Below are 20,481 nucleotides of genomic sequence, written 5' to 3' on the forward strand. Positions count from 1 at the left end.
GCAAGATGTCCAGATTGACCCAAGACCAGATCGCGCGGCAGGCCCGGATGGGGCTGCTGGCGCGGGCCTGCCCGGCCCGACTGGCCGCGCTGCTGCCCGATCCACCCGCATCTGAGTGGCTGCGCAAACCCGAGGTCGGCTCGGTCATGGTGCGCGGCCGCACAGGTGCCGTGGGCGCCCCCTTCAACCTGGGCGAGATGAGCGTGACGCGCTGTTCGCTGCAGCTGGCGGATGGCCGCGTGGGCCATGCCTATGTGCAGGGCCGCGACAAGGACCACGCGACACGCGCAGCCCTGGTTGACGCGCTGATGCAGGGGGCCGAGGCGGCGCAGATCGACGCCGCCGTTCTGGCGCCACTGGCTGCCGAGGAAGCGGCGCGCCGCACGGCGCGCGCTGCCCGCGCCGCGGCAACCAAGGTCGAGTTCTTCACGATGGTCCGGGGAGAGGATTGATGAGCACGCATCTGACCGGCGGCTTTACCGACGCGCCGACCCAATCCGCCCGCGCCTTTCGCACCGTGCTGGAGGCATTGGCCCGGCCCGGCCAGATCGGCACGCTGACGGGCGCCACGCCCCCCGCGCCGCTGTCGCCCGCGGCGGGTGCATTGCTGCTGACGCTGGCCGATCAGACGACGCCGGTTTACCTGGCGCCCCTGCATGACACTGCCGAAATCCGCGGCTGGATCACGTTTCACACTGGTGCGCCGTTTGTCACGCCCGAAGAGGCGGTGTTCGCACTGGGGCACTGGGCTGAGCTGCCGCTTTCACGCCTGTCCCCCGGCACGGCCGAATATCCCGACCGCGCCGCCAGCGTGATCGTGGAAACCGACGCGCTGGCCCCGGCCAATGCCTGCCTGACCGGCCCCGGCATCGCGACCCGGACCCCCGCGCGCCTGCCCGAAACCGCGTTCTTTCAATCCAACCGCAGCCTGTTCCCGCTGGGTCTGGATTTCTATTTCACCTGCGGCGATCAGGTTCTGGGCCTGCCCCGCAGCACCCGAGTGGAGGCGCTCTGATGTATGTGGCCGTGAAAGGTGGCGAACGCGCGATTGAAGCCGCGCATGACTGGCTGGCCGAGGAACGCCGCGGCAACCTCGAGGTGCCGGAACTGAGCATTGCGCAAATCCGCGCGCAGATGGCGCTGGCGGTGAACCGGGTGATGGCCGAGGGCTCGCTCTACGATCCCGATCTGGCGGCGCTGGCGATCAAGCAGGCGCGCGGCGATCTGATCGAGGCGGTGTTCCTGATCCGCGCCTATCGCACCACGCTGCCGCGTTTCGGTGGCTCGGTCCCGGTCGAGACCGACAAGATGGCGCTGATCCGGCGGATCAGTGCGACCTTCAAGGATGCGCCGGGCGGGCAGGTTCTGGGTCCGACCTTCGATTACACGCACCGTCTACTGGATTTCAAACTGATGGCCGAGGGCGCGGCGCCGCAGGCCCAGACCCGTGACGCAGCGCCCGAACCCGCGCCGCACATCCTGCAACTGCTGGACCGCGACGGGCTGATGGAACCGCAGCCGCGCCAAGACACCACGCCCCCCGATCTGACCCGCGCGCCGCTGGAACTGCCCGCGACCCGACCGCTGCGGCTGCAGGCGCTGACCCGGGGCGACGAGGGGTTCGTGCTGTCGATGGCCTATTCCACGCAGCGCGGCTATGGCCGGACCCATGCCTTCGTCGGCGAATTGCGGATCGGCACCGTGGCGGTGGAAATGGAGATCCCCGAGCTGGGCTTTGCCGTTGAAATCGGCGAGGTCGAGCTGACCGAATGCGAGACCGTGAACCAGTTCACCGGATCGAAAACCGAACCCCCGCAATTCACCCGCGGCTACGGGCTGGTCTTTGGCCAATCCGAGCGCAAGGCGATTTCGATGAGTCTGGTAGACCGCGCGCTGCGCTGGAAAGAACTGGGCGAGGAAGACACCGGCGCCCCCGCGCAGGATGAGGAATTCGTGCTGTATCACTGCGACAACATTCAGGCGACGGGGTTTTTGGAACATATCAAGCTGCCGCATTACGTCGACTTCCAGTCCGAACTGGAACTGATCCGCCGCCTGCGGGCCGAGGCGCAGGCCGCCGCCGCACATCAGGAGGCCGCCGAATGAACGCCCCTCATCACGACCCCGATTACAACTTCGCCTATCTGGACGAGCAGACCAAACGGATGATCCGCCGTGCGATCCTGAAGGGCATTGCCGTGCCCGGCTATCAGGTGCCCTTTGCCAGCCGCGAGATGCCGATGCCCTATGGCTGGGGCACTGGCGGGGTGCAGGTAACGGCGGCCTGTCTGGTGCCCGAAGACCGGCTGAAGGTGATCGACCAGGGCGCCGACGACACGACCAACGCGGTGTCGATCCGGCGATTTTTCCAGCGCACCGCAGGGGTGGAGGCGACCGAAAAGACCACCGAGGCCAGCGTCATCCAGACCCGCCACCGGATCCCGGAAACGCCGCTGGCCGAGGGGCAGATCCTTGTCTATCAGGTGCCGATCCCCGAGCCCCTGCGTTTTCTGGAACCGCGTGAATCCGAAACCCGGCGGATGCATGCGCTGGCCGATTACGGGCTGATGCATGTGAAGCTGTATGAAGACATCGCGCGGCACGGGGCGATTGCCACCGCCTATGCCTATCCGGTCGAGGTCGAGGGCCGCTATGTCATGGACCCTTCGCCCATTCCGAAATTCGACAACCCCAAGCTGGGCGGCAACCCTGCGATCCAGCTGTTCGGCGCTGGGCGCGAGCAGCGGATCTATGCGCTGCCGCCCTATACTGCCGTGCGCAGCCTGGATTTCGAGGACTACCCGTTCGAACCCAGCAAGGCCAACCACGATTGCGATCTGTGCGGCGCCTCGGGCAGTTATCTGGACGAGGTGATTACCGACGATCAGGGCAGCCGGATGTTTGTCTGTTCCGACACCGATTATTGCGAAACGCGCCGGAATGCGGGTCATCGCGGGCGCCTCTCGCCCGGGGAGGTCCGGTGATGGAGGGAGCTTTGAGTATTTCATCCAAGGAGAACCGGCAGTTCCGCGCCCCCGGCGACGGGCCGCTGTTGCGGGTCGCGGGGCTGAGCAAGTTCTACGGCGCGCGGACCGGCTGTGCCGATGTCAGCTTCGATCTGTGGCCGGGTGAGGTGCTGGGCATCGTCGGTGAAAGCGGATCGGGCAAGTCCACGCTGCTGTCGTGCCTGGCCGGGCATCTGACCCCGGATCGGGGGCAGGTGATTTTCGAAACCCGCGAGGGGCCGCGCGATACCGTCGCCATGGCCGAACCCGAACGCCGCCTTCTGGGCCGCACCGATTGGGCCTTTGTGCACCAGAACCCGCGCGACGGGCTGCGCATGGGGGTCTCGGCGGGCGGCAATGTGGGCGAGCGGCTGATGGCGGTGGGCGCGCGCAACTATGGTGCGATCCGTGAAAGTGCCGCCGACTGGCTGGGCCGGGTCGAGATTGATGCCGCGCGCATCGACGACCGCCCGCGGCAGTTTTCCGGCGGCATGCAGCAGCGCCTGCAGATCGCGCGCAACCTGGTGACCGGGCCGCGGCTGGTGTTCATGGATGAACCGACGGGGGGGCTGGATGTCAGCGTGCAGGCGCGGCTTTTGGATCTGCTGCGCGGGCTGGTGCGCGACATGGGGCTGGCGGTGATCATCGTCACCCACGATCTGGCGGTGGCGCGGCTGCTGGCGCATCGGCTGATGGTGATGAAAGATGGGCGCGTGATCGAACAGGGCCTGACCGATCAGGTTCTGGACGATCCGCAAGCCGCCTATACCCAGCTTCTTGTTTCTTCCGTGCTGCAGGTCTGACCCGATGATCGAGATCGAAAACCTTTGCAAAAGCTTCACCCTGCACAACCAGGGCAGCGCTGTCATTCCGGTGATGGCGGGGGCGCATCTGCGCGTGGCGCGCGGCGAATGCGTGGCGCTGACCGGGCAGTCGGGGGCGGGCAAATCCACTTTGATGCGGATGATCTGGGGCAATTACCTGGCGGCCTCGGGCATGATCCGGGTGGGCGGGGTGGATGTGACCCGCGCCACCCCGCGCGACATCATCGCACTGCGCCGCGAGACGCTGGGCTATGTCAGCCAGTTCCTGCGCGTGGTGCCTCGGGTGCCGACCCGCGTCGTGGTGGCCGAGCCGTTGCTGGCGCTGGGCGTGGCGCCCGAGGCCGCGCTGGCCCGCGCCGAGGATCTGCTGCGCCAGCTGAACATCCCGGCGCGGCTGTGGGATCTGTCGCCCACCACCTTTTCGGGCGGCGAGCAGCAGCGGGTGAACATCGCGCGCGGTTTCGCGCATGACTATCCGGCGCTGTTGCTGGATGAACCGACCGCCTCGCTGGATGGCGCCAACCGCGAGGTGGTGCTGGGCCTGATCGAGGCCGCCAAGGCGCGCGGCGCGGCGATCATCGGCATCTTCCATGACGAGGCCGCCCGCGCCCGGCTGTGCGAACGCGAGATCGACGTGACGCATTTCACACCGCAAAGGGCCGCCTGATGACCAAGGGACGTCTGATCGCCATCGTCGGCCCCTCGGGGGCCGGCAAGGACACGCTGCTGCGGCTTGCATTGGCCGCCGACCCGCGCCTGCATTGGGCGCGCCGCACGATCACCCGCCCCCCGGCCAGTTCGGAACCGTTCGAAAGCGTGAGCGAGGATGACTTCCTGCGCCGTCAGGCGGCGGGGGAATTTGCGCTGCACTGGGCGGCGCATGGTCTGCGCTACGGCATCGCGCACAGTGAAATCGCACGCACCGATGCCGGTCAGACGGTGATCTTCAACGGATCGCGCCGGGCCTTGCCGCAATGCCTTGCGGCCTTCCCGCAAATGGCGGTGATCGTCGTCACGGCCCCGCCAGCGGTGCTGGCCGACCGGCTGATCGCCCGAGGCCGCGAAACAGCCGAGGACATCCGCGCCCGGCTGGACCGGGCTGATTTCAAACTGCCCAAGGGCGTGGTTGCACAGTGGGTGATGAACGACACCACCCCCGAGGACGGCGCGCGCCGCCTTGCACGGCTGCTTCAGCCCGAAAGCGTGTGACGGGACAGCAGATGGAAACGCCCGGCCTGATCCTCGCCATAGAGGCAGATCTGCCCGATCGGAAACGGCCGGGTCAGATGCGGGCCGAACCACACCTCGGCCTCGGCCGCGAAACGCGCAAGGTCCGGTGCGGGCAGATCGCCCGTCAGCGTCATGTGAAAGCGGAATTCTTCCAGCACATAGGGATAGCCGAAGCGCGCGGTCAGCTCCTGCTGGCGCGGGCTGAGCGCGGACAGGTTGCGCCGCGCGATTTCCTCGGTCGTCAGCGGCGCACGGAACGGCTCGAACCGGGTCACCACCTCGGCGCAAAGGTCGCGCAGGGCGGTCTCGTCCCCCTCGGGGCGCAGGGCCAGGAACCGCCCGGCCAGCACGTCGATCCGCAACCCGTCCAGCGTGACCGGCGCAAGATGCGCGGCCTGGGCGGCCATCGCCTCGGCCAGATCGTCGGGCTGCACCCCCTCGGCCAGCCGGAACGGGGCCTTCAGCGTCGCGTGAAACCCGTATTTGCGCGGCGCGGCGGTGGCTTCGGCCAGCCCGGCAATCGGCGGCTGCGGCACGGTGCGGCCGCCTTCGACATCCCACCCCAACCAGTCCGCCGCGGCCTGCATCAGCGGGCCTGCGGGCGGGGCAAAGTAAATCGCGTATCGTTTCATCTGTTCCATGCGCTCGCTATCGCGCCCTATTGTCACCTGAGTGTGACACATCCCGCGCCATAAGCGCCCCTGTCGCTCCTTTCGTCAATCCAAGGCCTGATCCCATGACCGAAACCATCCTCGCCAATGCCATGCTCGTTCTGCCCGAACAGTGCTTCACCGGATCGCTGCATCTGGCCGACGGGCGGATCACCGCGATCGAGCCGGGCGATGCGGTGCCTGCCGGGGCCATCGACTGCGGCGGCGATATGGTGATGCCCGGCCTGATCGAACTGCACACCGACAACCTGGAACGTCATATCGAGCCGCGCCCCAAGGTCGACTGGCCCCATGCCGCGGCGATCATCGCGCATGATGCGGAACTGTGCTCGGTCGGGATCACCACGGTGTTCGACGCGCTGCGGGTGGGGTCGGTCGTGTCGAACGGTCGTGCGAATTACAGCGAATATGCCCGCGCGCTGGCCGATGAGATCCTGGGCCTGCGGGCCGAAGGGGCGTTGCGGATCAGCCATTATCTGCATCTGCGCGCCGAGACCTGCTCGGAAACGCTGATCGAGGAGCTGGCGAAATTCGGCCCCGAGGATCGCGTCGGCATCGTCAGTCTGATGGATCACACCCCGGGCGAGCGGCAGTTCCGCGACGTGACCAAGCTGCGCGATTATGTCTGCGGCAAGCACGGGCTGAGCCATGACGAGTTCGAAAACCATGTCGCGCAGCAGGTTGCGCTGAAAAACCGGCTGGGCGCCGCGCACGAGGCCGCCACTGTCGCCGCCGCCGGACGCTTTGGCGCGGTGCTGGCCAGCCATGACGACACCACCGCCGAACAGGTCGCGCGTTCAGCCGCGCATGGCGTGCATTTCGCCGAATTCCCGACCACACTCGAGGCCGCGCAGGCCTGCCACGCGCATCATATCGCGGTGATGATGGGTGCGCCGAACCTGATCCGGGGCGGGTCGCATTCGGGCAATGTCGCGGCGCATGATCTGGCGCGGGCGGGATACCTTGACATCATCTCGTCGGATTATGTGCCCTCGGCGCTGTTGTCGGCGGCACTGATGCTGGGCGATCTGTGGGCGGACCTGCCGCGGGGCATCGCCACCGTCACCCGCGCCCCCGCCCGGGCCGTGGGCCTGACCGACCGCGGCGCGCTGGAAATCGGCGCGCGGGCCGATGTGATCCGGGTGCGGCGGATCAATGGCGCGGGGGCAATTCGCGGCGTCTGGGTGCAGGGCGCGCGCGTCGGCTGAGCGCCCGGCGGCAGGGGCACGGCGTTACACAATCGTAACCAACCGGTCAAAAAACCGTCAGGCACGGCTGCTATGGGCTCGGGCATCGCGCCGCGAAGGGGCGCATTTTCCAAAGGGAACACCATGTCCATCACGCGTCGTACTGCACTGAAACTGACCTCTACCGCGCTGGCCGCGCCGATGATCCTGCGCGCCACCGACGCGCTGGCCTCGTCGGGCAGCGTCAAGGTTCTGGCCTGGCAGGACTACATCCAGCCCAATATCGCCGAGAAATTCGAAGCCGACACCGGCATCAAACTGGACCTGACGACCTTCGGCTCGAACGACGAGGCGGAATCGACGATCCGCGCGAATGGCGGCAAGGGCTTTGACATCGTGTTCCCGTCGATCACCAACTCGGCCAGCTATGTCGACGGCAATGGCGACAGCTATTTCGCCGCCGTGCCCGCCGATGTGAACGTGGGTGCGGTGATCCCGTCCTTCCTGCGTGACAGCGCCACGCTGGGTGGCCAGCACAACGGCGAACAGATCCTGCTGCCCTTCGACTGGGGCACCGAAGGCATCACGCTGAACCGCAAGGAACTGGATATCGCCGACGCCGATCTGTCCTATGGCGACATGTTCCGCCCCGAGGCCAAGGGCAAGGCCGCCTTCCGCCAGAAATCGGCGATCATGGGTGTCGGCCTCTATCTGGATGCGACCGGCGAAGTGCCCTCGAACCGGATGCTCGATGTCTACAAATCCGAAGACGACGCCCGCCGCGTGTGGGGCAAGGTTGCGGAATGGATGGTGGCGCATAAGGAAAACTTCGGCGCCTTCTGGAACAACGCGACCGAGGCGACCGCCGCCTTCAAGGATGCCGGCTGCATCATCGGCCAGACCTGGGACACCACCGGCCTGCTGCTGAACCGCGAAAACGCCGATTTCGTCTATCGCGCCCCGAAAGAGGGCATCATCACCTGGCTGGACAGCTTCGGCATGCTGAAGCAGGCGGAAAACCCGCAGCAGGCGGTGGCCTTCATGAACTTCATGCTGCAGCCCGAAGTGGGCGGCATGTTCGCCAACAACACCGGCTACAACTCGGCCGTGGCGGGCGCGGCAGAGTTCGCCTCCGAAGACTTCAAGCGGCAGTTCAACGAAGTCTACACCGAGGCGGTGCTGTCGAACATGTGGTGGTGGCAGGCCGACACCCCGTTCTTCGCGCCGATCCGCAACGAGATGGTCGAGATCATCACCAACGCCTGATGTCAGGCCGGGGCGCGGCGCATCGCGCCCCCCAAAATCCGGCGCGCGGCCCCGGTCGCGCGCCCATTTCTTGAAACGGATCACAACGATGCATGGCCAGGACGTTCGGCTCGAAACGGTCGAGATCACCTATCCCAACGGGTTTCGCGCGGTGCAGCCCACCGACCTGACCATCGAGGCGGGCGAGTTCTTTTCGATCTTGGGTCCCTCGGGCTGTGGCAAGACCACGCTGTTGCGGGCGGTCTCGGGGTTTGTGCAGCCCAGCCGCGGGCGTGTGCTGATCGGTGGCGCCGATATGGCCGGCAAGACGCCCGACCAGCGGCCGACCGCGCTGATCTTTCAGAACCTTGCGCTGTTTCCGCTGATGAGCGTGCGCGACAATGTGGCCTTCGGGCTGGAGGCGCGCGGCGTGCCCAAAGCGCAGCGCCACGCCCGGGCCGAGGAATTGCTGGCGCTGGTCGCGCTGGCCGATCAGGCGGGCAAGAAGCCGACAGAACTGTCGGGCGGGCAACGTCAGCGCGTGGCCATCGCGCGGGCGCTCGCGGTGGAGCCTGCCGTGCTGCTGCTGGATGAACCGCTGTCGGCGCTGGACCTGAAACTGCGCCAGCACATGCGCGCCGAATTGCGCGCGATCCAGCGCAAGACCGGCGTGACCTTCATCTACATCACCCACGATCAGGGCGAGGCGCTGGCGATGTCGGACCGGATCGCGGTGATGAACGCGGGGCGGATCGAACAGGTCGGCCCCTGCGACGAGGTGTATTCGCGCCCCGATACCGCCTTCGTGGCGTCCTTCGTGGGCGAGGTGAACCGCCTGCCCGGCACGATCACCCGCAACGCCGACGGGCTGGCGGTGATCGACACCGCCTTGGGGCCGATCACCGCCGTGAACCCCAAGGCCCTGCCCGAGGGGGCGCCCGCTTCCGTCTTCGTCCGCCCCGAAGCGCTGAGCCTTGCGCCGGTGTCCGGTGACAACCGGATCAGCGCGCGGGTCGAGCGGCGCGATCTGGAAGGCCCCTTCATTACCCTGCACCTGCGCGCCGAACCCGCGGGCGTGGCACTGGCCGCGCAGATGGCCAATATCGGCACGCCTGTCGCACCCGGCGCGCTGGTCGAACTGGGCTTTGCCCCGCAATCGGCCATCGCCCTGCCCGAAGGCGCACTGGCGCAGACCGGCACCGAAGATATGGCCGCGCAATGAAACATCTGATCGACAGTTACGGCCGGGTGCTGACCGCAATCTTCGTGCTGGCGGTGGGGTTCTGGGCGCTGCTGCTGATCGTTCTGCCGCAGGGCACGATTCTGGAACGCGCGCTGACCCTGCCCAAACGGCAGCTTGACAGTTCGGTCGCGGCAACGCTGCGCGGCGACGCGGTCACCTGCCTGTCGGTGCTGGGCACCTATCTGGACAGCGACACGACCACGGCCGCGCAGAACGGCGGGCTTGCGATCCCCTCGATGAACAGCGCGCCGAAGGTGCCGACGATGGCGGTGCCGTCCTTTGGCGCCTCGGCCAGCGCGACACGTCCCTATATCCTGCAATGCGACCGTGCCAACACCCATCAACGGCTGAGCCGTGACGCGGACGAGGCCTGGCTGGACAAAGCCTACGATCTGCCGCCGCTGCGGGTTGTCGACACCGACCCGATCGCACGGCAGATCGACCAGGCCAGCGAGATCCGCGATCTGGCCGGGGCGCTGGCCACCCGGTTGCAGCAAGAAGAGGCACAGCGATCGAACCTGTCGCTGAACAACTTCCGGGTGCTGGTTTCGGCCACCCGCATTCCGCTGTCGGCCGAGATGAAAGCGGCCGAGGATGCCGCCTTGTCGAACCGCCTTTACGGCCTGCTGGGGATGCGGTTTGAGGTTGACGGCCAGACCTATGAACGGCTTGGCCTGACCAACCTGACGCGCACTTTGTTCTTTGCGGTGATGGTCACCGGGCTTGCCCTGCTGATCTGCTATCCGATCGCGTTCAAGGCCGCGCTGGCCACGCCCGCCGACCGGCAGATCTGGCTGATGCTGGGGCTGATCATTCCCTATGCGATTGTCGAGTTGATGCGGATCTACGCCTGGACCACGATCATCGACAATCAGGGTCTGATTAATGCCGTTCTACTGTGGGCCGGGCTGGTGGCCGAACCCGTGCAGTTCACCCGCATGCCCGGCACCGTCTTTGTGGTCATCGCCTACACCTATGTGCTGTTCATGGTGTTCCCGATGCTGAACGTGATGAGCACGCTGGACCGCAACCAGTTGGAAGCCGCCCGCGATCTGGGCGCGTCAAGCTGGCGGATGCATTGGCGCGTGGTGATCCCGCATGCCAAGCCGGGCATCGCGGTGGGCTGCATTTCCACCTTCATGCTGGCGGCGGGGGCGTTTTCGGTGCCGCGGATCATCTCGCGCGGGTTGCAGGCGGAATGGTTCAGCCAGACGATCTATAACAAGTTCTTCGAGAGCGAGAATTCCAACGTCGGCGCCGCCTATTCGCTGGCCTATACGGTGGTCTGTTTCGGTCTGGTGGCGCTGTTCATGTGGGCCATGCGCACCCGGCTGCGCGACTTCGCGAGGGTGCAATGACATCGACCCGGCTGCTCAACGCTTATACCTGGGCCTTTCTGGCCTTCATGTTCGCGCCGCTTTTGCTGATGGTGCTGAGTTCGTTCAACGACATCTCGCCGCCGTCGGTCACCGAATGGCACGGGTTCACGACGAAATGGTATCGCTTCTTCTGGATGCCCGAGGCCGAGCTGCGCGCCGATCCGGTTCTGCGGGTGCTGGACCGCGGCCGCTTCATCGGATGTTTTGGCAATTCGCTAAGCGTGGCGGCGATTGTCGTGCCGCTGGCCCTGGTGATGGGGCTGTCGGGCGCGGTGATGCTGACGCGCTGGCAGTCGCGGGCCAACGGGTTGTTGTGGTGGGTGCTGCTGTCGCCGATGCTGGCGCCGGGGATCGTGCTGGGCCTGTCGGCGCTGGTGTTCTGGGGGCGGCTGGGGGTGAACGCGGGGCTGTTCACCATCATCATGGCGCAGGCCACCTTCATTGCGGGCTATCCGATGCTGGTGCTGATGGCGCGGCTGCAACGCCAGCCGGTCGAGCTGGAGGAAGCCGCGCGCGATCTGGGCGCCTCTGCGCTGCGCAGTTTTCTGCGCATCACCCTGCCGTTTCTGGCGCCGGCGCTGATTTCGGCGGGGGTGATCTCGTTCATGGCGTCGCTCGAAAACTACAACACCACGATGTTTGCCAAGGGCGGCGCCTGCACCTTTGCCACCGAAATCGGTGCGATGGCGCGCAACCCCAACGGCCACCCGCCGGTGATCAACGCGGTCGGCGCGGTCATCATCCTGTTGACGGTCAGTTTCGCGTTGGGGCATGCCCTCTTGAAACGCCGCGAAGCCGCCAAGGGGGTCTGATGCAGATCATCGCACGCTGCCATCCCGCGCTAGAGCCGATCTTGCCCAAACCGCAGCCCGCCGGGCGGATGCTGCCCGACTGGCTGCGCGAAATGCCCGCGCAGGTCGAGGCCCCCAGCCTGGGCGGCGCGCCGATCCGCACGCTGAAACATTGCCCGCCGTTTCTGGATGCGATGGGGCTGGGGCTGATGATCCCGCTGGCGACCGATCTGCATGTCGCGGGCGGGCAGATCAGCTGGGACTGGGACCCGCCCATAATCACCGATGCGCCGATCACCCGCGCGCCGCTGGGCGCCCATGTGCCCGAACAGGCGCAGGCCGCGCCCTTGCCGCTGGCCCCCGGGGCGCTGGTGCTGAAATTCACCAATTTCTGGACGTTGCAGGCGCCGGAAGGGTGGGACTTGCTGTTCACCCATCCGCTCAACCGCGCCGATCTGCCCTTCGTCACGCTTTCGGGGCTGGTCAGCGCGGATCGCTTCGGTCTGGGCTATGTGCATTTTCCCGCGCTCTGGACCGCGCCCGATTTCGAAGGCACCCTGCCTGCGGGCACGCCGGTGGCGCAGGTGATCGCGGTGCCGCGCGGCCAGCCCGGGCTGGAACTGGCCACGATGAGCCCCGACGAAATCGCCGAAAGCCGCAGCATTCAAGAGGCGCTGCAGGCCACCCCCGGCCACTACCGCAAGAATTTCCGCGCCTGAACCTCAGCCCAGCCGCAGCGGCAATGCCCCCTTCGCGACCCGCGTCAGCGCCTTGAGCGCCACCGGCCGGATCTGCGGATCTGCCAGCAGACGCGCGCGCAAGTCCGCGGCCGGTTCGCCCAACTCGCAGGCACAGCGATAGCGCGCGGCCAGTGCCTCGGCATCGGTTTCGGGCAGCGCGGCGGCGGCCTGCGCCGCCTCTGCCCATTCGCCCAACCGCAGCGCCACGCGCATCAGGTTGCGCGCCGCATCCCCATCGCGCGGGTCCAGCGCCCAGGCCTGCCGAAACGCCAACCGTGCTGCGGGCAGGTCGCCGGTCGCAACCTCGGCCCGGCCGATTTCAAACCAGGCCCGCGCATAGTTCGGATCGCGCAGCACCGCACGCCGCAGCCAGGGCAACATCTGATCGGCCTGGCCCTGCGCCTCCAGCACCTTGGCCAGGTTGTAATGCACCTGCGCGGGGGCGGCTGGATGCGCCGCCGCACGCCGCAACAGCTGTGCAGCGCCCGCCCAGTCCTGTGCGGCAATCATCTGCGGAAGGCGTGTCAGATCTATCATCCCCGCCACATCGCAGAATTTCGTGACACCGGCACGACACTGTCACACCGCTGTCGCGATCCCGCGCGATGACCGCACCAACCAACGAGGACCTTCATGCACCAGCTTTTCGACACCACCCGCCCGTTCTTTCGTGGCAACCTGCATACCCATTCGACGCTGTCCGACGGCGTGCTGGAACCCGCCGAGGTCTGCCGCCGTTACCGCGCCGAGGGCTATGATTTCATGGCGCTGACCGATCATTTCGTGGGGCTTTACGGCTATCCGATCGCCGACACGCTGCCGTTCCGCACCGAAGGCTTCACCACCCTGCTGGGGGCCGAACTGCATTCCGGCCCGCTGCAGAACGGCGAGGTCTGGCATATTCTGGCGGTCGGCCTGCCCGCCGATTTCGCCCCCGCCCGCAGCCCCGATTTCTTTCCGCTGCACGATCAGGAGACCGGCCCCGAAATCGCCCGCCGTGCGGTCGAGGCGGGCGCCTTCGTCGCCATCGCCCATCCGCATTGGTCCGGCCTGACGCAGGACGACGCCCGCAGCCTTGAAGCCGCGCATGCGGTCGAGGTTTACAACCACGGCTGCGCCACCGGTTGCGACCGTGGCGAAGGGTTCCTGACGCTTGACCTGCTGCTCAGCGAAGGTCGCCGGTTGAGTGCCGTCGCCACCGATGACGCGCATTTTTCCGAACCCGATCATTTCGGCGGCTGGGTCATGGTGAACGCGCCCGAAAACACCCCCGAGGCCCTGCTGGCCGCGCTGAAGGCGGGCGAGCACTATTCGACCCAAGGCCCCGAATTCCGGCAGGTCAGCTGGAACGCGGATCGGATCACGGTTGAAAGCAGCGCGGTTGCCTCGGTCATCGTGCAGGGCCATGGCTGCGCCGCGCTGGCCCATCACGGCCATTCGCTGACCCGCAGCACGATCGACCTGACGCGCTTTGCCCATTCGCCCTGGATTCGCGTGACGCTGATCGACGCAGCGGGGCGGCGGGCCTGGTCGAACCCGATCTGGCGCGAGATCGCCTAGGCGGTCAGGCTGCCCATCGCCAGTTCGACGATTTCATCGGTGATTTCCTGCTGGCGCAGCTGGCGCCCGCGGGTAATCAGCCCGTCGAGCGTGTCATTGACGTTGCTTTGCGCGGCGATCATCGCCCGCATCCGGGCGCGGTTCTCGGCGGCGAAGGACAACATCACCGCCTCGCTCAGTTCGGCGAAAACATATTCCTCGATCAGGCGGGCCAGCAGCGCAGGTGCGGGCAGCGCGATGCGCGGGGCCGCAGTCTGCGCGGGCTGCACAAAGCGGCTCAGATCGAAAGGCAGCAACTGGCGGGTCTGGGGCATTCCCTCTTCCGGCCCGTCCGGCTGCGCGCAAATCACGGTGATCTTCACCAGCTGTTCTTCGGTCATCCGGCGATAAAGCGCGTCGGTGATCCGGTCGGCAAGCGCCGCCGCCTGATCGGGATGCGCGATCATCGGCGCCGACCAGGCCACCGCCTGCCCCTGCGCCTCGGCCGCCAGAAGGCCACGGTCGCCCACGATCAGCAGATCGTGCCGCCGCGCCGGATCTTGCGCCATCAATGCGGATGCCGCGGTCAGAATCCGCTCGCTGAACGCGCCGGCAAAGCCCTGCTCGGCGCAGAAGGCCACGATGGCATGGCTGCCCGGCCCGGCCGGACCCGGCGCCGCGCGGTCGGTGGCGGGCATCAGCGCCAGCGCCTGCCCGATCGCCCCGCCGATCGTGTCGGAAAAGGCGCGGATGCTGGCCAGATGGCGCTGCGCCTCCTGCACCCGCGCCGCCGCGATTCCACGCATCGCGGAAATCACCGCCGAAAGCTTGTGGACCGTGCCGATCCGGCTTTCGACATCGACCAGCCGCCCCGTCATGGCGCAGGCCCGGGGGCCGGAGTGCCCGGCCCCATCTGCCGCGCCAGACCGGCCACCAGTTCCGCCAGCGCCTTGCGCCCCTGCGCGTCCAACTGGCCGCTTTGCGCCAGATCGGCCAGCAGATCGCCGCCCTGCGCATCCAGATAGCCGGGCAGTTGCGCGCGCAGATCGGCCAGCGCCTCGGGCGGCAGCGTGTCGAACACGCCCTCGGCCAGCGCCGCCAGCAGCGCGACCTGATCGACCATCCGCAGATTGGCATAGCGCGGCTGGGTCAGCAGCGCGCGGATCCTTTCGCCCCGGGTGATCTGCGCCGTGACGCGGGTGTTGGAAATGCCGCCGAAGCGGGTGAACATCTCCAGTTCCAGAAACTGCGCGTAATCGAGCCGCACCCGCCCCGAAACACTGCGCAGCGCCGCCTTCTGCGCCTTGCCGCCCACGCGGCTGACGCTCAGGCCGACATCGACCGCCGGGCGCTGGTTGGCAGCGAACAGATGGCTCGACAGCACGATCTGCCCGTCGGTGATCGAAATCAGGTTGGTCGGGATATAGGCCGACAGGTTGCCCGCATCGGTTTCGGCAATCGGCAGCGCGGTCAGCGATCCGCCACCCTTTTCCGCCGACATCTTCGCGGCACGCTCCAGCAGGCGCGCATGCAGATAGAACACATCGCCCGGATAGGCCTCGCGCCCGGGTGGCTCGCGCGTCAGCAGGGCCAGTTCGCGGTGGGTGGCGGCGTGATGCGTCAGATCGTCGATCACGATCAGCGCATGCTGGCCCCGGTCGCGGAAATATTCCGCCATGCTCATGCCCGCGAAGGGGGCGATCCATTGCAGACCGGGGGCGGCAGAAGCAGCACCCACGACGAAGATGCAGCGTTCGGGCGCGCCATAGCTGCGCACCGCCTCGATCACCCGCTCGACCGCGGTCGCGCGCTGGCCGATGGCGACATAGACGCAGATCACATCGCTGTTCTTCTGGTTGATGATCGCATCGACGGCCAGTGCGGTCTTGCCGGTGGCACGGTCACCCACGATCAGCTCGCGCTGACCCCGGCCAAGGGCAAACAGCGCGTCCACCACCAGCACCCCGGTTTCCACCGGGTCCGAGACCGGGTCGCGTTCGATGATCGCGGGCGCCGGGCGTTCGATCGGCCAGGTCTCGGTCTGCCCCAGGGCGGGGCCGCCGTCCAATGGCCGGCCCAGCGGGTCGACCACCCGGCCCAACAGCGCCTCGCCCACCGGCACCTGCAGCACCTCGCCGGTGTCGACGACCCGCTGACCGGCGGTGACCGCCGCGGTGTCATCTAGCAGAACGGCGGCGATCTCGTCCCGGTCGAGCGCCTGCGCGAACCCATATTGCCCACCTTCGAACCGCAGCAGCGCATTCAGCCGCACATCGGGCAGGCCGGTGACATGGGCGATCCCGTCGGCGGTCTGCCGCACGCGGCCGATGGCCTCGGCCTGCGGCGCCAGCGCGGTGCGGGCCAGCACATCACGGCCGTGGTCCAGCCAGTCGGGCGTTGGTGCCGCGGGGGATCTGTCCTCAGTCATGCCGGGTCAGCTCCTGCGTGATACGCGCCAGATCGGCACGGAAATTGTTGTGGACCACCGCATGCGGCGTTTCGAGTTCAAGCCCCGCGATCAGCGCAGGGTCAACCTCGGGGGCCAGCGTGACAGGGCGGCCCAGCACCTGCGCCAGCGCGGCGTTCAGTGCGTCAGACTCGGGTGCGTTCAGCGCCCGGGCCGCGCGCAGACGCAACGGTCCCTCGGCCCCGATGCTGGCACGGGTGTCCTCGGGCAGGGCCGCGACCGCCGCGGCCAGCCCGTCGATGAAGCCCATGATCCGGGCCTCTTCGGGCAGCCGCTGCAGCAGCCGCGCGGCAATGTCGCCCGCCAGAAGTGCGGCCTGATCGGATAGCGCGCGGGCCTGATCGGCACGGGCCTGCGCCAGATCGGCCAGTGCCGTGCGGCGCGCGGCTTCGGCCTCGGATTGCGCGGCGGCGAGCAGGGTTTCCTTCTGATGGGCGGCCTCGGCCTGCGCTGTCGCCAACATCTGCTGGCGCTGCGCGGCCAGATCGGCCGCCGCGGCACGGGCGGCATCGCGGCTGGCCTCGGCCTCGGCCAGCGCGGCCTTCGCCTTCGCCAGATCGGCCCCGGCCAGCGCCTGCCGTTCGGCGATGATCCGTGCCACCGGGCGGAACAGGAACCGCCCCAGCACCCAGATCAGCACCAGAACATTGACCGTCTGCAGCCCGAGCGTCCACCAGTCTATCTGCATGGTACGGGTCCGGTTACTGCACGAAAGGATTGGCGAACAGCACCAAGAGCGCGATCACCAGACAGTAGATCGCCATCGTCTCGATCATCGCCAGACCGACGAACAAGGTGCGCGACAGCGTGCCCGCGGCCTCGGGCTGGCGGGCGATGGCATCCATTGCGGCGGCCACGGCGCGGCCCTCGGCCAGGGCCGGGCCGATCGCGCCGAAGGACACGGCCAGCGCGGCGGCCAGGATGGAGACGATTTCAATCAGATTGGTCATGCGCGGTCCCTTTCGGTTCGGACGACTTGCGGAGGGGGGCTTCGCCCGCGGCGGCCCCGATGAAAACGGTGCTGAGCACCGCGAAGATATAGGCCTGCACGGCGCCGGTCAGCACATCCAGCGCCATCAGCGGGATCGGCACCAGCAGACCGGCCAGCGACAGGATGATGCCGACGACGAAGACGCCGCTCATCACATTGCCGAACAGCCGCACCACGAGCGAGAAGGTGCGGGTGATCTGTTCGATCAGGTTGAGCGGGATCATCACCCAGCTTGGCTCGGCGAAGGTGCGCAGATAGCCCGCCAGGCCGCGCGCGCGGATGCCGAACCAGATCGTCGCGACAAAGACGATCAGCGCCAGCGCCGCATCGGTTTCAAGCGCGGCGGTGGGTGGCTCGATGCCGGGGATCAGCGAGGACCAATTGGCCAGCAGCACGAAGATGAAGATCGTGCCGATCAGCGCGCGATAGGGGGCGGGGTCGCGTTGCATCGTGTCGCGGATCTGCCCCTCGATGCCGGTGACCAGAAGTTCCAGCACCAGTTGCAGCTTGCCGGGCGTCACGCTCAGCCGGCGGGTGACGAGCAGGCAAAACAGCGTCGTGGCGGCGATGATGCCCCAGGTGACGACGACCGGCGCGGTGATCGGCACCGGACCGATGTGGAACAGGGTTTCGAGGGTCAGCGGCGAATTCATGCGCGCGCCCTCCGCAGCACCCAGGCGCGGGCGGCCAGAATGCCCAAGGCGCCCGCCAGCAGGGGCACGGCGCCCAGTTGCGCCAACGCCGCCAGCCCCGCGACCAGCAGGCCAAACCGCGCCAGTTGCAGCGCCAGCGCGGCCAGCACCGCCCCGCCCGCGGTATAGATCCGCGTCACCCGATGCAGGCTGAGGAAATGCACCGCGCCCAGCACCAGCCCGGCGGCAAGGCCCACTGCGGCCAACGCGGGCAGGGGCAGATTGGTCAGGGTGTCGAAGGTCGCGCTCATGTCCGGTGCATCCATTTCCACGCCGCGTGAAAGCCGATCACCGCGCCCAGGCCGATGCCCGGCGCTGAGAAGAACACGCCCGTGCCGAACCGATGATCCAGCCAGCGGCCCAGCACCAGCCCCAGCAGGATCGGCACCACGATGGCCCAGCCCAGAATCCCGATCTGGCCCAGCCGCGCGCCCAGCGACGGCTCCGGGTCGGCCCGGCCAAGGGCGGCACGTTCGGCGGCGCGGCGGGCGGCTTCGGCCAGGTGATCGGGGTCTTGCGGGGTCTGGGTCATGTGCCCTCCTCGACCTGCATCGCGGCGGCGTCCCCCGGGGCCGGGTGGTCCAGCGCCGAAACCGCACCGGGGCGCAGATAGCGCATCATCTGGCGCACGGCGTTGGTGTGCAGCCGCATCTGCTCGGCCCGTGCGCGGCGGTCAGCGTCGGCCTCTTCGGCGCGCAGGGCGGCCACCTCGGCCTCCAGCTTCGGCAGATCGGTGCCCAGCGTCGCCTGACGGCAGGCGACGGAAACGCGGGTGCCACCCGTCACGCTCAGCACCCCGCCGCGCAGCGCGCAGAACTGCGGCGCACCATCGCGCCCGTGCCAGCGCAAGACCGACGCGGGCAGCACGGTCAGGAAATCGTCATGCCCGGGCAGGATGCCGAAACTGCCGGTCTCGTCCTCGGCGCGCAGGGCGGTGACATCGGGGGCGTCGACCAGCAGGCGCATGGGCGTGGTGATCGTCAGATGCAGGCTGCCCGAACTCATGCCGCCCCCTTCTGCGCCGATGCGCGGGCGGCCTGTTCCTTGTCGCGGCCTTCCTGAAGGTTGCCGATCATGTAGAGCGAGCTTTCATCCCAGTCGTCGCACTCGCCCGCCAGGATCGCCTTGCAGCCCGCGATGGTGTCGGCCACCGGGACCGAGCGGCCGGGCAGGCCGGTGAAGGCCTCGGTCACGGTGAAGGGTTGGGTCAGGAAACGCTGCAACCGGCGCGCGCGTTCGACGATCTGGCGGTCGTCGCGGCCCAGCTCCTCCATCCCCAGCAGGGCGATCACATCCTGCATTTCGCGGTATCGCTCGATCGCGCGGCGCACGTCATTGGCCACCTGCACATGATCGGCGCCCAGCACCAGCGGATCGAGCAGGATCGAGGACGAGGTGATCGGGTCGATCGCCGGATACATGCCATCGGCCGCCATCGCACGCGACAGCACCACCATGCTGTCGACATGGGCGGCGATGGTCATCACGGCGGGGTCGGTGAAATCGTCGGCGGGCACATACACCGCCTCGATCGCGGTGACGGCAGCCCCACCCACCGAGGCGATGCGTTCCTGTAGCGCGGCCACCTCGCTGGCCAGCGTCGGCTGATAGCCCACGCGCGAAGGCAGCCGCCCCAGCAGGCCCGACACCTCGGCCCCCGCCTGCACGAAGCGGAACACGTTGTCGATCAGCAGCAACACGTTCTTGTGCTGCTCGTCCCGGAAATATTCAGAAATCGCCAGCGCGGTCATCGGCACCCGCCAGCGTGCGCCGGGCGGTTCGTTCATCTGGCCATAGACCAGAACGGTGCGGTCCAGAACGCCCGCATGGGTCATGTCCTGCAGCATCTCGTGCCCTTCGCGCGACCGTTCGCCCACCCCCGCGAAAACGGAGATGCCCTGATAGCCCGCGACCATCGCGTTGATCAGTTCCATCACCAGCACGGTCTTGCCCACGCCCGCGCCGCCGAACATCGCGGCCTTGCCACCCTGCGCCAGCGGGGTCAGCAGGTCGATGACCTTGATCCCGGTCTGAAAGATCGTCGAGGCACCGGCCTGCGCGCGAAACTCCGGCGGCGCGCGATGGATCGAGCGGCGCGGCACATCCGCGCCCAGCGCCGGCTTGCCGTCGCCCATGTCACCCGTCACGTTCAGCAACCGCCCCAGCACCGCATCGCCCACCGGCACCTGCAACGGACCGCCCGCGCGCCGCACCGGCAGCCCGCGTTTCAGCCCGGATGTGGCCTGCAACGCGATGGTGCGCACCGTGACCGGGTCCAGATGCGCCTGCACCTCGACCGTGACGGGCGCCATGTCGGGGTCGGTGATCTGCAGCGCCTCGTTGATCGCGGGCAGATCGCCAGCCGCAAAGCTGACGTCGATCACCGCACCACGAATGGCGACAACGGCTCCGGCCCCGGGCTGTGGTTCTGTCATCTCTGGCTCCGTCGCGGTTCGCAGAAGGGGACGGGCCGACTG

General features: G+C 67.7%; 25 protein-coding genes. 14 read left to right on the top strand and 11 right to left on the bottom strand.

The window, feature by feature from the left end:
* Positions 1-5: 5 nt before the first annotated feature.
* The 7 genes from phnG to phnN are packed head-to-tail and all read left to right on the top strand — an operon-like array spanning position 6 to position 5,038.
* Positions 6-452, top strand: coding sequence for a phosphonate C-P lyase system protein PhnG (gene phnG / locus P2G62_RS06020; RefSeq protein WP_275733976.1), 447 nt, complete (start codon positions 6-8; stop codon positions 450-452).
* On the top strand, positions 452-1,015 hold the full coding sequence (gene phnH, locus P2G62_RS06025) for a phosphonate C-P lyase system protein PhnH (RefSeq protein ID WP_275733977.1): 564 nt from the start codon (positions 452-454) through the stop codon (positions 1,013-1,015). Before phnG ends, phnH begins: the two co-directional genes overlap by 1 nt.
* A complete protein-coding gene (locus tag P2G62_RS06030; RefSeq protein ID WP_275733978.1) occupies positions 1,015-2,106 on the top strand; it encodes a carbon-phosphorus lyase complex subunit PhnI in 1,092 nt (363 codons plus the stop codon). Before phnH ends, P2G62_RS06030 begins: the two co-directional genes overlap by 1 nt.
* On the top strand, positions 2,103-2,984 hold the full coding sequence (locus tag P2G62_RS06035) for an alpha-D-ribose 1-methylphosphonate 5-phosphate C-P-lyase PhnJ (RefSeq protein WP_275733979.1): 882 nt from the start codon (positions 2,103-2,105) through the stop codon (positions 2,982-2,984). Before P2G62_RS06030 ends, P2G62_RS06035 begins: the two co-directional genes overlap by 4 nt.
* Positions 2,984-3,808 carry a phosphonate C-P lyase system protein PhnK gene (gene phnK, locus P2G62_RS06040; protein WP_275733980.1) on the top strand — a complete coding sequence of 275 codons (825 nt, stop codon included), beginning with the start codon at positions 2,984-2,986 and terminating at the stop codon, positions 3,806-3,808. Before P2G62_RS06035 ends, phnK begins: the two co-directional genes overlap by 1 nt.
* A gap of 4 nt (positions 3,809-3,812) precedes the next feature.
* The gene (gene phnL / locus P2G62_RS06045; protein ID WP_275733981.1) at positions 3,813-4,496 is read left to right on the top strand and encodes a phosphonate C-P lyase system protein PhnL; all 684 of its coding nucleotides are present in this window, start codon (positions 3,813-3,815) and stop codon (positions 4,494-4,496) included.
* Positions 4,496-5,038 (top strand): phosphonate metabolism protein/1,5-bisphosphokinase (PRPP-forming) PhnN, encoded by a 543-nt coding sequence (gene phnN, locus P2G62_RS06050; RefSeq protein WP_275733982.1) that lies wholly within the window; start codon positions 4,496-4,498, stop codon positions 5,036-5,038. Before phnL ends, phnN begins: the two co-directional genes overlap by 1 nt.
* Here phnN and P2G62_RS06055 read toward each other — a convergent pair.
* Positions 5,020-5,700, bottom strand: a complete 681-nt coding sequence (locus tag P2G62_RS06055; RefSeq protein WP_275733983.1) for a DUF1045 domain-containing protein — start codon at positions 5,698-5,700, stop codon at positions 5,020-5,022. The two genes, phnN and P2G62_RS06055, sit on opposite strands and share 19 nt — an antisense overlap.
* 95 nt (positions 5,701-5,795) lie before the next feature.
* On the opposite strand from P2G62_RS06055, the gene P2G62_RS06060 reads away from it, so the two are divergent.
* From P2G62_RS06060 to P2G62_RS06085, 6 genes are all read left to right on the top strand, one after another.
* Positions 5,796-6,938, top strand: a complete 1,143-nt coding sequence (locus P2G62_RS06060) for an alpha-D-ribose 1-methylphosphonate 5-triphosphate diphosphatase (RefSeq protein WP_275733984.1) — start codon at positions 5,796-5,798, stop codon at positions 6,936-6,938.
* A 123-nt stretch (positions 6,939-7,061) separates the two neighbouring features.
* Positions 7,062-8,183, top strand: coding sequence for an extracellular solute-binding protein (locus P2G62_RS06065; RefSeq protein WP_275733985.1), 1,122 nt, complete (start codon positions 7,062-7,064; stop codon positions 8,181-8,183).
* Between the two features lie 88 nt (positions 8,184-8,271).
* On the top strand, positions 8,272-9,384 hold the full coding sequence (locus P2G62_RS06070) for an ABC transporter ATP-binding protein (protein WP_275733986.1): 1,113 nt from the start codon (positions 8,272-8,274) through the stop codon (positions 9,382-9,384).
* On the top strand, positions 9,381-10,763 hold the full coding sequence (locus P2G62_RS06075; protein ID WP_275733987.1) for an ABC transporter permease: 1,383 nt from the start codon (positions 9,381-9,383) through the stop codon (positions 10,761-10,763). The genes P2G62_RS06070 and P2G62_RS06075 overlap by 4 nt, the downstream gene beginning before the upstream one ends.
* The gene (locus tag P2G62_RS06080; protein ID WP_275733988.1) at positions 10,760-11,596 is read left to right on the top strand and encodes an ABC transporter permease; all 837 of its coding nucleotides are present in this window, start codon (positions 10,760-10,762) and stop codon (positions 11,594-11,596) included. Before P2G62_RS06075 ends, P2G62_RS06080 begins: the two co-directional genes overlap by 4 nt.
* A complete protein-coding gene (locus P2G62_RS06085; protein WP_275733989.1) occupies positions 11,596-12,294 on the top strand; it encodes a hypothetical protein in 699 nt (232 codons plus the stop codon). The genes P2G62_RS06080 and P2G62_RS06085 overlap by 1 nt, the downstream gene beginning before the upstream one ends.
* A gap of 3 nt (positions 12,295-12,297) precedes the next feature.
* Here the strand turns inward: P2G62_RS06085 and P2G62_RS06090 are convergent, their stop codons facing one another.
* The gene (locus P2G62_RS06090; protein WP_275733990.1) at positions 12,298-12,852 is read right to left on the bottom strand and encodes a tetratricopeptide repeat protein; all 555 of its coding nucleotides are present in this window, start codon (positions 12,850-12,852) and stop codon (positions 12,298-12,300) included.
* A 96-nt stretch (positions 12,853-12,948) separates the two neighbouring features.
* Between P2G62_RS06090 and P2G62_RS06095 the strand changes: the two genes are divergently transcribed.
* Positions 12,949-13,875: a CehA/McbA family metallohydrolase gene (locus P2G62_RS06095; RefSeq protein ID WP_275733991.1), complete on the top strand. Its 927-nt coding sequence runs from the start codon at positions 12,949-12,951 to the stop codon at positions 13,873-13,875.
* On the opposite strand, the gene P2G62_RS06100 is transcribed toward P2G62_RS06095, so the two are convergent.
* Genes P2G62_RS06100 through atpD form a run of 9 tightly spaced genes read right to left on the bottom strand, consistent with a single transcriptional unit; the run spans position 13,872 to position 20,439 of the window.
* Entirely contained in the window at positions 13,872-14,732 is an 861-nt protein-coding gene (locus P2G62_RS06100) for a FoF1 ATP synthase subunit gamma (RefSeq protein ID WP_275733992.1), read from the bottom strand. The genes P2G62_RS06095 and P2G62_RS06100 overlap by 4 nt on opposite strands.
* A complete protein-coding gene (locus P2G62_RS06105) occupies positions 14,729-16,282 on the bottom strand; it encodes a F0F1 ATP synthase subunit alpha (protein ID WP_275733993.1) in 1,554 nt (517 codons plus the stop codon). The genes P2G62_RS06100 and P2G62_RS06105 overlap by 4 nt, the downstream gene beginning before the upstream one ends.
* Complete coding sequence (locus tag P2G62_RS06110) at positions 16,275-17,009, bottom strand: F0F1 ATP synthase subunit delta (protein WP_275733994.1); 735 nt, start codon at positions 17,007-17,009, stop codon at positions 16,275-16,277. Before P2G62_RS06110 ends, P2G62_RS06105 begins: the two co-directional genes overlap by 8 nt.
* Positions 17,010-17,022: 13 nt before the next feature.
* Complete coding sequence (locus P2G62_RS06115; RefSeq protein ID WP_275733995.1) at positions 17,023-17,271, bottom strand: F0F1 ATP synthase subunit C; 249 nt, start codon at positions 17,269-17,271, stop codon at positions 17,023-17,025.
* A complete protein-coding gene (locus P2G62_RS06120; protein ID WP_275733996.1) occupies positions 17,255-17,965 on the bottom strand; it encodes a F0F1 ATP synthase subunit A in 711 nt (236 codons plus the stop codon). The genes P2G62_RS06115 and P2G62_RS06120 overlap by 17 nt, the downstream gene beginning before the upstream one ends.
* Positions 17,962-18,255 carry an ATP synthase subunit I gene (locus P2G62_RS06125; RefSeq protein ID WP_275733997.1) on the bottom strand — a complete coding sequence of 98 codons (294 nt, stop codon included), beginning with the start codon at positions 18,253-18,255 and terminating at the stop codon, positions 17,962-17,964. Before P2G62_RS06125 ends, P2G62_RS06120 begins: the two co-directional genes overlap by 4 nt.
* The gene (locus tag P2G62_RS06130) at positions 18,252-18,536 is read right to left on the bottom strand and encodes an AtpZ/AtpI family protein (protein ID WP_275733998.1); all 285 of its coding nucleotides are present in this window, start codon (positions 18,534-18,536) and stop codon (positions 18,252-18,254) included. The genes P2G62_RS06125 and P2G62_RS06130 overlap by 4 nt, the downstream gene beginning before the upstream one ends.
* The gene (locus P2G62_RS06135) at positions 18,533-19,009 is read right to left on the bottom strand and encodes a F0F1 ATP synthase subunit epsilon (RefSeq protein WP_275733999.1); all 477 of its coding nucleotides are present in this window, start codon (positions 19,007-19,009) and stop codon (positions 18,533-18,535) included. The genes P2G62_RS06130 and P2G62_RS06135 overlap by 4 nt, the downstream gene beginning before the upstream one ends.
* Positions 19,006-20,439, bottom strand: a complete 1,434-nt coding sequence (gene atpD / locus P2G62_RS06140) for a F0F1 ATP synthase subunit beta (RefSeq protein WP_275734000.1) — start codon at positions 20,437-20,439, stop codon at positions 19,006-19,008. The genes P2G62_RS06135 and atpD overlap by 4 nt, the downstream gene beginning before the upstream one ends.
* Positions 20,440-20,481 lie beyond the last annotated feature (42 nt).

This window comes from Paenirhodobacter sp. CAU 1674, from assembly GCF_029222945.1.
Lineage (GTDB): Bacteria > Pseudomonadota > Alphaproteobacteria > Rhodobacterales > Rhodobacteraceae > Rhodobacter.

Excerpts from the sequence above, each read along its gene's own strand:
- phnN (WP_275733982.1), top strand. The coding sequence starts at position 4,496 with ATGACCAAGGGACGTCTGATCGCCATCGTCGGCCCCTCGGGGGCCGGC.
- P2G62_RS06060 (WP_275733984.1), top strand. The coding sequence starts at position 5,796 with ATGACCGAAACCATCCTCGCCAATGCCATGCTCGTTCTGCCCGAACAG.
- P2G62_RS06095 (WP_275733991.1), top strand. The coding sequence starts at position 12,949 with ATGCACCAGCTTTTCGACACCACCCGCCCGTTCTTTCGTGGCAACCTG.
- P2G62_RS06075 (WP_275733987.1), top strand. The coding sequence starts at position 9,381 with ATGAAACATCTGATCGACAGTTACGGCCGGGTGCTGACCGCAATCTTC.
- phnL (WP_275733981.1), top strand. The coding sequence starts at position 3,813 with ATGATCGAGATCGAAAACCTTTGCAAAAGCTTCACCCTGCACAACCAG.
- P2G62_RS06080 (WP_275733988.1), top strand. The coding sequence starts at position 10,760 with ATGACATCGACCCGGCTGCTCAACGCTTATACCTGGGCCTTTCTGGCC.
- P2G62_RS06090 (WP_275733990.1), bottom strand. The coding sequence starts at position 12,852 with ATGATAGATCTGACACGCCTTCCGCAGATGATTGCCGCACAGGACTGG.
- phnH (WP_275733977.1), top strand. The coding sequence starts at position 452 with ATGAGCACGCATCTGACCGGCGGCTTTACCGACGCGCCGACCCAATCC.
- P2G62_RS06105 (WP_275733993.1), bottom strand. The coding sequence starts at position 16,282 with ATGACTGAGGACAGATCCCCCGCGGCACCAACGCCCGACTGGCTGGAC.
- P2G62_RS06065 (WP_275733985.1), top strand. The coding sequence starts at position 7,062 with ATGTCCATCACGCGTCGTACTGCACTGAAACTGACCTCTACCGCGCTG.
- P2G62_RS06110 (WP_275733994.1), bottom strand. The coding sequence starts at position 17,009 with ATGCAGATAGACTGGTGGACGCTCGGGCTGCAGACGGTCAATGTTCTG.
- phnK (WP_275733980.1), top strand. The coding sequence starts at position 2,984 with ATGGAGGGAGCTTTGAGTATTTCATCCAAGGAGAACCGGCAGTTCCGC.
- P2G62_RS06100 (WP_275733992.1), bottom strand. The coding sequence starts at position 14,732 with ATGACGGGGCGGCTGGTCGATGTCGAAAGCCGGATCGGCACGGTCCAC.
- phnG (WP_275733976.1), top strand. The coding sequence starts at position 6 with ATGTCCAGATTGACCCAAGACCAGATCGCGCGGCAGGCCCGGATGGGG.
- P2G62_RS06055 (WP_275733983.1), bottom strand. The coding sequence starts at position 5,700 with ATGGAACAGATGAAACGATACGCGATTTACTTTGCCCCGCCCGCAGGC.
- P2G62_RS06120 (WP_275733996.1), bottom strand. The coding sequence starts at position 17,965 with ATGAATTCGCCGCTGACCCTCGAAACCCTGTTCCACATCGGTCCGGTG.
- atpD (WP_275734000.1), bottom strand. The coding sequence starts at position 20,439 with ATGACAGAACCACAGCCCGGGGCCGGAGCCGTTGTCGCCATTCGTGGT.
- P2G62_RS06030 (WP_275733978.1), top strand. The coding sequence starts at position 1,015 with ATGTATGTGGCCGTGAAAGGTGGCGAACGCGCGATTGAAGCCGCGCAT.
- P2G62_RS06070 (WP_275733986.1), top strand. The coding sequence starts at position 8,272 with ATGCATGGCCAGGACGTTCGGCTCGAAACGGTCGAGATCACCTATCCC.
- P2G62_RS06125 (WP_275733997.1), bottom strand. The coding sequence starts at position 18,255 with ATGAGCGCGACCTTCGACACCCTGACCAATCTGCCCCTGCCCGCGTTG.
- P2G62_RS06115 (WP_275733995.1), bottom strand. The coding sequence starts at position 17,271 with ATGACCAATCTGATTGAAATCGTCTCCATCCTGGCCGCCGCGCTGGCC.
- P2G62_RS06130 (WP_275733998.1), bottom strand. The coding sequence starts at position 18,536 with ATGACCCAGACCCCGCAAGACCCCGATCACCTGGCCGAAGCCGCCCGC.
- P2G62_RS06035 (WP_275733979.1), top strand. The coding sequence starts at position 2,103 with ATGAACGCCCCTCATCACGACCCCGATTACAACTTCGCCTATCTGGAC.
- P2G62_RS06085 (WP_275733989.1), top strand. The coding sequence starts at position 11,596 with ATGCAGATCATCGCACGCTGCCATCCCGCGCTAGAGCCGATCTTGCCC.
- P2G62_RS06135 (WP_275733999.1), bottom strand. The coding sequence starts at position 19,009 with ATGAGTTCGGGCAGCCTGCATCTGACGATCACCACGCCCATGCGCCTG.